Source organism: Actinoplanes palleronii, assembly GCF_016862315.1.
Classification (GTDB): domain Bacteria; phylum Actinomycetota; class Actinomycetes; order Mycobacteriales; family Micromonosporaceae; genus Actinoplanes; species Actinoplanes palleronii.
This window is the reverse complement of sequence record NZ_BOMS01000054.1, coordinates 1-10,610: the sequence shown is the minus strand read 5'-3', so window position 1 is coordinate 10,610 and position 10,610 is coordinate 1. Positions and strand designations below refer to the sequence as shown.

Here is a 10,610-nt window from a genome sequence, read left to right as displayed (position 1 = left end):
TAGCCGCACGCGATCTGGCATCGCGGACTCGCACCGCCCTGCCCAGCAGTGACAGACACATCCGAGCGGGCATGTGCACCCTCGCCGGCCACAGGGTGATCGAGGGGCGACCAGACGGCGATCATCGTGCTCGACGCTCCCCGGGCAGACACCGTGTTCACCCCCGGCCGGGGCCGGTTACACCCCGGCCGCGAGCGCACGGCCCGTGTACTCGCCGGGAGCCGGCCACCCGCGCCACCGCCCGGGCCGGGATGCCCTCGCGGGCCAGACGGTTCCCCATCTGCTGGGACCAGCGCCCACCTCGCGGGACGGCCGGGCGCGAGCGCGGGCGCGAGTGGGGCAGCGGGCCGTTGCCGGCCGCTGCCCCGCCTGGCCAGCCCTCAGCCGTCCGCCCACCGCCGCTGGCGCAGCGGGCCCTGACGCCCGAGCCACGCCACTGCCCGACGCGCCAGCCAGCTGGTGGTCAGCTGGGGAGCAGGGTGAAGACGCCGAGGCGTTGGGTGGGGCGGGTCAGGGCGACGTACAGATCGTTGGCGCCGCGCGGGGAGTCGGTCCGGATGCGGTCCGGGTCGACGACCACGACGGTGTCGAACTCCAGGCCTTTGGCCTGGGCGACGGTGAGCAGCACGGCCCGGGCCTCCAGGTCCGGCAACAGACCGGTGGTCAGTTCGGGCCGGGCCTCCAGGTCCGGCAACAGGCCGGTGGTCAGTTCGGGCCGGGCCTCCAGGTCCGGCGACAGGCCGGTGGTCAGTTCGGGCCGGGCCTCCAGGTCCGGAGGCAGGCCCGCGGTCAGCTCGGGCAGGGCCGCGGACAGGGCGGTGCGGTGGCCGGCGGGGGCGATCACCGCGAGGCGGCCGTCGCTCACCGAGCCTATTTCGTACGACACCCGCGCGACCAGGTCGGCCATCGTGCCGGTCGCCTCCCACGGGTCCACTCCCGTCGACCGGACCGGGCGGGGCGGGGTGATCGCCGGGTCGGCAGTGGCCAGGACCCGCCGGGTGTACTCCATGATCTCGGCCGGGGTGCGGTAGCTGACCGTGAGCTCGGCCAGTCGCCAGCGGTCGGCGACGTAGTCGGTGAGCACATCCGACCAGCTCTTCGGCGCGCCCAGGGCACCGGACTGGGCGAGGTCGCCGACGACCGTCATCGAGCGGCTCGGGCAACGACGCATCAGCAGGCGCCAGGCCATCGGGGAGAGTTCCTGCGCCTCGTCGACGATCACGTGGCCGAAGACCCAGTCCCGGTCGGCGGCGGCGCGCTCGGCGGTGGACCGGAACTCGCGCTCCTCCAGGCGTTCGGCGAGCATGTCGGCCTCCATGACGTCGGCGATGTTCGGGATCGCGGCTTCGTCGTCGTCCTCCAGTTCGTAGGACTTCGAACCGGCCGTGATGTCCAGGACGCCCTGCGCGTAGGCGAGGCGTCGCGCCAGGTCACGGGCGGCGGCGACGCGGGCCACGCGGTCGTCCTCGCCGAGGAGTTCGGCGGCCTCGTCGAGCAGTGGCACGTCGGCGGGCGACCAGCCACCACCGGGGTCACGGTGGAGCAGGCGGCACTCGGCGGGAGTGAGCAGCGGCTGCGCGGGCGCCTGGCTCACCGGGGTGGGCGGGTCGGTGCTGAGGGCCGGGGGCGCGGCGGCGCGGGCCAGGGCGCCGGGTGAGGCGTACAGATCAGTCAGCAGTTGGAAGGGGGTGAGCAGGGGCCACAGGGAGTGGAGGGCGGCCTGGACCGACGGGTTGGCGGCGAGGTCGGAGCGGATGTCGGCCAGGTCGGTGGCGTCGAGGAGGTTCGGAGAGGTGAGCGCGTCGGCCTCGCCGAGCGGGTCGTCCCAGAACGGGTCGGCGCCGATCCGGTCGGCGACCTGGGCGGCGAGCGCGTCGAGGACGCCGGCCGTGAAGATCGGGCGGGCCAGGTTGTGGCGGAGACCGGAGGCGCGGGCGCGTTGCCGGGCCGGTTCGCAGTTCGCCGCGGTCAGGTGCAGGACGTGCCGGTCGACCTCGATCTCCCGCGGGTGGCCGGGGACCCGCTGGCGGTCGCGGACGGCGGCGGCCAGGAACGCGGTCATCACGGACCGGCCCTTGATCTCCGCGACGTCCGGGGGTTCCGGCCGGCGCGCGGTGATCCCCGGGAAGAGGTCGCCCGGGGTGGCCAGCAGGACGCCGGTTTCGGCGAGCGACGGGAGGACCTGGGAGATGTAGCGCAGGAAGGTGGCGTTCGGACCGACGATCAGGACGCCACGGGCGGCGAGCTGCTCCCGGTACGTGTAGAGCAGGTACGCGGCGCGGTGCAGCGCGACCGCGGTCTTGCCGGTGCCCGGGCCACCCTGGACGACCAGCACACCACCGGGCTCGGAACGGATCACCCCGTCCTGTTCGGCCTGGATGGTCTCGACGATGTCGCGCATCCGGCCGGTGCGGTTCGCGGCCAGCGCGGCGAGCAGGGCCGCCTCGCCGACCAGGGAACGGTCGGTGGCGGCGGCCAGGTCGAGGATCTCGTCGTCGAGTTCCACGACGGTGCGGTCCCGGGTGCGGATGTGGCGGCGCCGCGTGACGTCGTGCGGGGTGATCGCGGTCGCCACGTAGAACGGGCGGGCGGCCGGGGCCCGCCAGTCGACGAGCAGCGGGTGGTCGCTGTCGTGGATGCCGATCCGGCCGATCCGCAGGCGGTCGCCGTCGCGCAGGTCGAGGCGGCCGAAGCAGAGGCCCTGTTCGACGGCCTCGTACTGGGCGAGACGCTCGGCGTACCGGTAGGAGGCGGCGTCGCGCTGGGAGCGGGCCTCGGGGGTGCCACCGGCGTGGTGCTGCGTCTCGGCGAGACGGGCGCGGAGCTGGGCGCGGAGTTCGTCGAGGCGGCGGTAGATCACGCTGAGCTGGGATTGTTCCTCGGCGAGACTTGACAGACTTGACACCCGGGCCTCCAGGGTTTAATCTGATTATGGGTTTTTCGGCCTTACTGCCCTTGAGGCAGTGACAATTGCCTAGCGTATCAGCGCGTGGGTGGTTGAGCCATGCCCTTTCAGCGCGCCGGTCAGCCGGCGCGCTTTTCGCTTTCTCCGCCGGAGCGCCGGGACCGGGACAGCTGGGTGGGTGCGCGGGAAAGTGGCCCGCGGGCGGTGGGCGGGCACTAGCGTTTTCGGGGATGAGGTCTAATCGGGGGCTGCTCTGGTACAGCGCGCTGTGCGGGGCCGGGGTGTTGTGGTCGGGTGGGCTGGTGGTGGCGCTCGCCCTGGGGCATCGGCCGGTTCACTCGGTGGTGGCGGTGGGGATCGCGGCGCTGATGACCGTGCCCGGGTTCGCCGCCGGGATCCTGGCGAACCGGCGCGCCTACCGGACACAGCAGCCGCGACGGCTGTGGAGTCTGGCGTCCTGGGTGCCGCCGCACGTGCCGGTCTGGGCGGCGATCGCGGCCGGGCTGGTCTTCTTCGGGTTCTGGCTGTCGATCGTGCTGGCGTTCGTCGCGCTCGAGGGCAACCCGGAGATGACCGCGGACGGGCAGTACGCCCTCAACGACCATGACCGGGTCGTCCTGGTCACGCCGGAGGTCTACCAGCGGCAGGTCGACCACCAGCAGCAGATCTCGCTGTCGGTGCTGGGCGCGTTCGCGGTCGGCGGCGCCTTCCTCTGCGCCGCCCGCGCCACCGACCACGAGGACGACCCGCACCTGGTCCACGACTGAACCGGTCAGGTGCGGCTGGCGCCGGCTTCGGGGCCGGCGAGGCGCTGGGCCAGCCAGACCGGGACCACCGAGAGCACGATCAGCACCGCGGCGACCACGTTCACCACCGGCGCCTGGTTCGGGCGGAACAGGTTGTTGAAAATCCAGATGGGTAGCGTCGTCACGCCCGGGCCTGCGGTGAACGTGGTCACGATGATCTCGTCGAAACTCAGGGCGAACGCCAGCAGCCCGCCGGCCAGCAACGCCGACCGGATCAGCGGGAAAGTGACGTACCGGAATGTCTGAAACCCGGACGCGCCGAGATCGGCCGAAGCGTCCTCGAGGTTGGTTCCGGTGCGGCGCAGCCGCGCCAGCACGTTGTTGTACACCGTGACCACGCAGAACGTCGCGTGCCCGACCACCACCGAGAACAGCCCCTTGCCGATCCCGAGGTCACCCATCACCGACCGCCAGGCGCTGTCCAGCGCGATGCCGGTGACGATCCCGGGCAGCGCGATCGGCAGCACGATCAGCAACGACAGCGTGTCCCGGCCGAAGAACGCGAACCGCTGCACCGCGAACGCCACCAGGGTGCCGAGCACCAGCGCGATCGCGGTCGCGGCGAGGCCGGCCTGCACCGAGGTGAGCAGGGCCTGACGGGCACCCTCGTTCTCCCACGCCGCCGACCACCAGCGGGTGGTCAGGTCGCGCGGCGGCCACGCGAACGTCCGGTCGCCGTTGAACGAGTTCACCAGCACCAGCAGCAGCGGCACGTAGATGAAGGTCAGCCCGACCGCCATGAACAGGCGCAGCGCCCAGCGCGCCGATCCGGACAGCGTCACAACTCCTCCAGAGCGCCGGAGCGGCGGACCGCGACCAGATAGATCACCATGATGAGCACCGGGACGGTGGCGATCGCGGCGGCGAACGGCAGGTTGTTGGCCGCGCCGATGTTCGCGTAGACCAGGTTGCCGATCAGCTGCGACTTGCCGCCGACGATCTGCACGGTGATGTAGTCACCCAGTGACAACGAGAACGTGAAGATCGAGCCGGCGAACACCGACGGGATCAGCATCGGCAGCACCACCGACCGGAACGTCCGACCGGCGCGGGCGCCGAGGTCACCGGACGCCTCCAGCAGCGAGTCCGGGAGGCGTTCCAGCCCGGCGTAGATCGGCAGGATCATGTACGGCAGCCACAGGTAGGACAGCACCAGGATCGTCGCGAACAGCCCGTAGCCCGGGGTCGCGCCGAACACCGACTCGATCGGTCCCCCGTTGGCCAGCAGCACCCGCCAGGCGTACGCCTTGACCAGGTAGGACGCCCAGAGCGGGGTGAGGATCGCGATCACCAGCCAGTGCCGGGACCGTGGCCGGGCGACCTTGGCCATGAAGAACGCCATCGGTACCGCCAGCAGCACGCAGATGACCGTGACCGAGGCCGCCACCCCCAGGCTGCGCAGGGTGACGTTGCGGTACACCTGTTCGGTGAGGATGGTCCGGAAGTTCGCCAGGGAGAACGTCCGGACCATCTCGCCGGTGAAGCCGTTCACCGTCCAGAAGGCCGACACCAGCAGCACCGCGAGCGCGCCGAGATACGCGACGACCAGCCACAGCAGGGGTGCGGAGAGCAGGGCCGCAAGGCGCAGGCGGGGATGCCGGTGCAGGAAACTCATCTCAGCCCTTGATCGTCGTCCAGGCCTGGGTCCAGGCCGAGTAGTCCTTGCAGGTCACGTCGGTCCGCCCGTCGACGCACTGCGCGAGCGGGGTGGTCCAGTACCAGACCTGGTCGAAGTAGGACTCGTCGTCGGCGTGGAACGTCGTGCAGTGCTGCTTGTCGGTGGTCTGCTCACACGCGAGCTTGTTCGACGGCGCCTCACCGAACCACTCGGCGACCTGGGCGTTCGCCTTCGGCGAGACGATGTAGTCCATCCACTGGTAGCCGCAGTTGGGGTGCTTGGCCTTCGACGAGATCATCCAGGTGTCCGACCAGCCGGTCGCGCCCTCGCTGGGTAGCACCGACTCGACCGGGGCCTTGTCGGCCTTCGCCAGGTTCGCGATGACCTGCCAGGACGTACCGATCACCGAGTTGCCGGACTTGAAGGCCTGCACCTCTTTGGTGTAGTCCGACCAGTACTCGCCGATGTTCTTGTTCTGCTCCTTGAGCAGCGCCACGGACGCCTCGAACTGCTTGTCGTCCAGGGCGTACGGGTTCTTGATCCCCAGGTCGGGCTGGGTCTTCATCAGGTAGAGCGCGGCGTCGGCGATGTAGATCGGCGAGTCGTACGCGGTGATCTTGCCCTTGTACGGCGAGTTCGCGTCGAACACCGCACCCCACGAGGTGGGCGCCGGGGTGACCGTGTCGGTGCGGTACATCAGCACGTTCGCGCCCCGGCCGTGCGGCACGCCGTAGGCGGCCCCGTCGACCGAGTTCCACTGCTTGTTCTTCAGCCCGTCGAAGATGTCCTTGTAGTTGGTGATCAGGTCGGTGTTCACCGGCGCCACGTCACCGCCGTAGATCAGCCGCAGCGACGCGTCGCCGGAGGCCGAGACCACGTCGTAGTCGCCGGTCTTCATCAGCGTGACCATCTCGTCCGAGGTGGCCGCGACCTTGTTGTTGACCTGGCAGCCGGTGTCCTTCTCGAACGGCGTCACCCAGTCGACGGTCTTGCCGGTAGTGCCGTCCTCGACGTACCCGGCCCACGAGACGATGTTGACCGAGCCCTCGCCGGCGCCGAGCGCGGCCAGCTTGTCGATCTTCGGGACGGCGAGCCCGCCCGGGCCGGAACCGCTGCCCTGGTCGGAACCGCCGCCGCACGCGGCCAGGGTGAGCACACCCGCGGCCAGTACCGCCGTCATCCACCTGCCGTTATGCCCCATCTGAGGGTTCCTTTCGCTCCGGGATCTCGATCACGTGCTCGTCGTGCCAGCTGAGCCGGACCCGCTGCCCCCGCAGCCCGGTGCCCGGGGAACCGTGGCGGTTCTGCTCGACCACGACCACCCGGGCACCGGCTTCCAGGTCCACCACGTAGCGGGTCACCGCACCCGCGTAGATCACCTCGGCGACCACACCGGGTGCGCCGGCGTCACCGTCGAACGCGATCTTCTCCGGTCGTACCGAAAAAGTGCCCGCGCGGTCGAAGAGCGCCTTGGCCACCTCGCCGGTGAAGACGTTGGAGGTGCCGACGAAGCCGGCCACGAACGCGCTCGCCGGTCGCTCGTAGACCTCCTCCGGGCTGCCGACCTGCACGATCTTCCCGCCGTCGAAGACCGCGACCCGGTCGCTCATGGTCAGCGCCTCGTCCTGGTCGTGCGTCACGAACACGAACGTGATGCCGACCTCGCGCTGGATCGCCTTCAGCTCGACCTGCATCTGCTCGCGCAGCTTGAGGTCGAGCGCGCCGAGCGGCTCGTCGAGCAGCAGCACCTTGGGCCGGTTGACCAGCGCCCGGGCCAGCGCCACCCGCTGCCGCTGGCCACCGGACATGGCTGCCGGGCGGCGCCTGCCGAAATCGGTCAGCCGGACCGACGCGAGGGCCTGCTCGGCGCGCTCCCGGCGTTCCTTGCGCGGCACCTTGCGGACCTTGAGGCCGTACTCGACGTTCTCCTGCACGCTCAGGTGCGGGAACAGCGCGTAGTCCTGGAAGACCGTGTTCACGTCCCGCTCGAACGGCGCCAGCCGGGTGACGTCGCGGCCGCCGAGCTCGACCGTGCCGGCGGTGGGCAGCTCGAAGCCGGCGATCATCCGGAGCACGGTGGTCTTGCCGGAACCGGACGGGCCCAGCATCGAGAAGAACTCGCCGTCGGCGATCTCCAGATCGACGCCGGCCACCGCCTCGACGGTGCCGAACGACTTGCGCAGCCCGGTCAGCTTGATCGCGTTCACGCATTCACACTCACGAATCTCGATGCGGTCAGGTCGGAGACGTCCGGCTGCCGGTCGGCGCGGAACGCCGGCACGTCGTTGATCAGCACGCCGTCGAAGCGCAGGTCGTTCGCCGCGCGCAGGGCCGCGGCCAGGTCCGGGGTGAAGATCCCGGCCTGCAGGCGGTGGTCACTGTCGTTGGCCAGCGCGATGCCGTCGTCGATTTTCGCGTACGGCGTGACCGTCACGACCGGCCCGAACACCTCGCGGCGGTACACGTCCAGTTCCCGGGGCGGGTCGGTGACCACCGCCGGGGTGAGCAGCGCGTCGCGCCGTTCGCCGCCGTGCACGTCCGCGCCGGCCTCGCGGGCCGCGGCCAGCCAGTCGGCGACCCGGCCGGTGGCGGCCCCCGAGATCAACGGGCCCACCTCGGTGCACTCGTCGAGCGGGTCACCGAGCCGCAGCGTCGACACCGCGTCCCGGAGCAGCGCGAGCACCTCGGGGTAGACCGCGCGGTGGGCCAGCACCCGCTGGGTGGAGACGCAGACCTGACCGGCGTACGCGAAACCGCCGCGCCGGATCGCGGCGACCGCGCGCGCCAGGTCGGCGCCCGGCTCGATCAGCACCGGGGCGTTCGAGCCGAGCTCCAGCAGCACCCGCTTGCCGGCCGCGACCCGCTGGATCCGGCGGCCCACCGGCACGCTGCCGGTGAACGACACCACGGCCGGGACCGGGTGCTCGACGAGTGGCATCCCGGTCGCCGGGCCGGTGCCGGTGACCACCGAGATCCAGTCACCCGGCAGGCCCGCCTCGACCAGCAGATCGACCAGCCGGATCGCCGAGATCGGGGTGAGCTCGGCCGGCTTGAGCACCACCGGGCAGCCGGCCGCGACCGCCGGGCCGAGCCGGTGCGCGACCAGGTTCAGCGGGAAGGCGACCGGGGTGATCGCGGCGACCACACCGGCCGGGTGCCGGACCGTCAGGCCGAGCCGGCCCGGGCCGCTCCGCGACGCGTCCATCGGGACCATCTCGCCGGTCAGCGTGCGCGCCTCGGCCGCGGCGAACCGGAAGGTGTCCGCGCACCGGGCCGCCTCGGCGCGGGCGTCCACGATCGGCGTGCCCGCCTCCCGGGCGACGGTGACCGCGAACTCCTCGGCCCGCTCGGCGAGCATCTCGGCGGCGCGCTCGAGCACCTCGGCCCGGGCGTACTGCGGGAAGTCACGGCGGGCCAGGACCGCGGCGGCGGCCGCGCAGGCCTCGTCGACGTGCGCGGCGGTCAGTGCGGGCACCCGGCCGACCGGGGCGCCGTCGTACGGGCTGCGCACCTCGATCCACTCGGCGGCGCTCACCGGGCGCCCGCCGATCCGTGCCGGAACCTGTAACACCTGTGAACCTCCCGCTACGTTCCGGTCACCGTAGGGGCAGACATGGGCGGTGGTAAATGGACGCCGGTCCAGTCCTTACGCGACGGCGTTGTGCAGCCGTACAGTCCCGGGATGACGCTGCGTCTGGCCGATGTGCTCGCCGACCCCGACCTGAGCTTGCGGCTGGTCGACGGCGCGCTCGCGGCGCTGAACCGGCCGGTCCGATGGGTGGCGGTGACCGAGCTGGCCGACCCCCGGCCGTTCCTGTCCGGCGGTGAGCTGGTGCTGACCACCGGGCTGAGCCAGCGGACGGTGCGGGCCCAGCGCGAGTTCGTCGCCCGGGTCGCCGAGGGCCGGGCCGCCGGGCTGGGCTTCGGCATCGGGCTGAGCCACGACCGGATCCCGGGCGGGACGCTCGCCGAGGCGCGGGTGCACGGGCTGCCGGTGCTGGAGATCCCGTACGAGACGCCGTTCATCGCGGTCGACCGGTTCGTCGCCGACCGGATCCTCGAAGCGCAGTACGGCCGGTTTGCCGACCTGCTCGACGAGCACGACACCCTGGCCAAGTCGCTGCTGTCCGGACGCGGGCTGGGCGCGCTGATCGAGTCGCTGCACCAGATCCTCGGCGCGCCCGCGATGGTCCTCGACGTCTACGGCGGGATGCTCGCCACCGCACCGTCGAGCGCGGCGTGGCCGGTGGAGCAGATCCTCTTCGCGGCGCGCAGCCCTGCCGCCGGCCGGCGGGATCAGACGTCGATCCTGCCGATCACGGTCGAGGACACCGTGGAGGCGTACCTCTGCTGCCGGCGGCCGCGACGATCGGCGGACGTCCTGCCGTACGCGGTCTCGCTCGTCGGTCTGGAACTGGCCCGCCGCCGGGCCGAACTCGCCGGCAAACGCCGCCTCGCCGGACAGGTCCTGGAAGACCTGGTCCGTGGCCTGATCGGCGGGCCGGAAGCGGAACGGCGGCTGGCGCCGTTCGGTATCCGCGCCACCGACGAGCACGCGCTGCTGGTGGCGAGCGTGGCCGCGGCCGACGGGCGGCGGCTGCTCGGCGCTCCCCCGCTGACCGGCGCGACCACCGCTGTCGTCGAGGACTGCCTGATCGCGGTGCTCGAACCGGGACAGCCGGCCCGGGACGTGGCGATGCTGCTGCACGCCCACCTGAGCCGGCACGGCGACCCGGCCCGGGTCGGCGTCGGCGGCTGGTACACCGGGATGACCGGGCTGCGGTGGAGCTACTACGAGGCGCACGAGGCGATGACCCGCGGGGCCGGGATCAACGAACGCGAGCAGATGAGCCTGTCCGGGCTGCTGCTGGCCAGTGAGGACGTGCCGCTGCGGGACCTGGCCCGGGACGTGCTGCGGCCGCTGCGGCTCTTCGACGCCGAGCACGGCGGGTCGCTGGTCGAGACGCTGCGGGCCTATCTGGACACGAACGGGTCGGTGGCCGCGGTCGCGGAACGGCTGATCGTGCACCGCAACACGGTCCGGTACCGGATGGAACAGATCGAGAAACTGACCGGGCGCTCGCTGGCCGGCACCGCCGACCGGGTCCAGCTGTGGCTGGCCCTGGCCGCCACCCGTCTCGACACCGACTGACCACCCGGACCGCCCGCGAGACCGCAACCCCTCCGGACCGCGGCGCGGGCAAGACCCGGGCTGGTCCTCAGGGGTGTCTCCGCGGCGCGGAGACACCCCTGAGGACCAGCCAAAGCCCGGAGGCGCGCT

8 protein-coding genes are annotated in these 10,610 nt (G+C 71.9%); 2 read left to right on the top strand and 6 right to left on the bottom strand.

Annotated features, from left to right (window positions below):
- Positions 1-463: 463 nt before the first annotated feature.
- Entirely contained in the window at positions 464-2,905 is a 2,442-nt protein-coding gene (locus tag Apa02nite_RS20760; RefSeq protein ID WP_203826436.1) for a HelD family protein, read from the bottom strand.
- A 230-nt stretch (positions 2,906-3,135) separates the two neighbouring features.
- Between Apa02nite_RS20760 and Apa02nite_RS20755 the strand changes: the two genes are divergently transcribed.
- A complete protein-coding gene (locus Apa02nite_RS20755) occupies positions 3,136-3,672 on the top strand; it encodes a hypothetical protein (RefSeq protein ID WP_067696810.1) in 537 nt (178 codons plus the stop codon).
- A gap of 5 nt (positions 3,673-3,677) precedes the next feature.
- Here Apa02nite_RS20755 and Apa02nite_RS20750 read toward each other — a convergent pair whose 3' ends face one another.
- From Apa02nite_RS20750 to Apa02nite_RS20730, 5 genes are read right to left on the bottom strand one after another with little or no spacing between them, the layout of a single operon-like run.
- On the bottom strand, positions 3,678-4,493 hold the full coding sequence (locus Apa02nite_RS20750) for an ABC transporter permease (RefSeq protein ID WP_239164439.1): 816 nt from the start codon (positions 4,491-4,493) through the stop codon (positions 3,678-3,680).
- On the bottom strand, positions 4,490-5,326 hold the full coding sequence (locus Apa02nite_RS20745) for an ABC transporter permease (protein ID WP_203826435.1): 837 nt from the start codon (positions 5,324-5,326) through the stop codon (positions 4,490-4,492). The genes Apa02nite_RS20750 and Apa02nite_RS20745 overlap by 4 nt, the downstream gene beginning before the upstream one ends.
- Position 5,327: 1 nt before the next feature.
- Positions 5,328-6,509, bottom strand: coding sequence for an ABC transporter substrate-binding protein (locus tag Apa02nite_RS20740; protein ID WP_203826434.1), 1,182 nt, complete (start codon positions 6,507-6,509; stop codon positions 5,328-5,330).
- Positions 6,510-6,519: 10 nt separating this feature from the next.
- Positions 6,520-7,536 (bottom strand): ABC transporter ATP-binding protein, encoded by a 1,017-nt coding sequence (locus tag Apa02nite_RS20735; RefSeq protein WP_203826433.1) that lies wholly within the window; start codon positions 7,534-7,536, stop codon positions 6,520-6,522.
- Positions 7,533-8,900 (bottom strand): aldehyde dehydrogenase family protein, encoded by a 1,368-nt coding sequence (locus Apa02nite_RS20730; protein ID WP_239164438.1) that lies wholly within the window; start codon positions 8,898-8,900, stop codon positions 7,533-7,535. Before Apa02nite_RS20730 ends, Apa02nite_RS20735 begins: the two co-directional genes overlap by 4 nt.
- Before the next feature lie 111 nt (positions 8,901-9,011).
- Here Apa02nite_RS20730 and Apa02nite_RS20725 point away from each other — a divergent pair, with 111 nt between their 5' ends.
- A complete protein-coding gene (locus tag Apa02nite_RS20725; RefSeq protein WP_203826432.1) occupies positions 9,012-10,481 on the top strand; it encodes a PucR family transcriptional regulator in 1,470 nt (489 codons plus the stop codon).
- Positions 10,482-10,610: the final 129 nt, after the last annotated feature.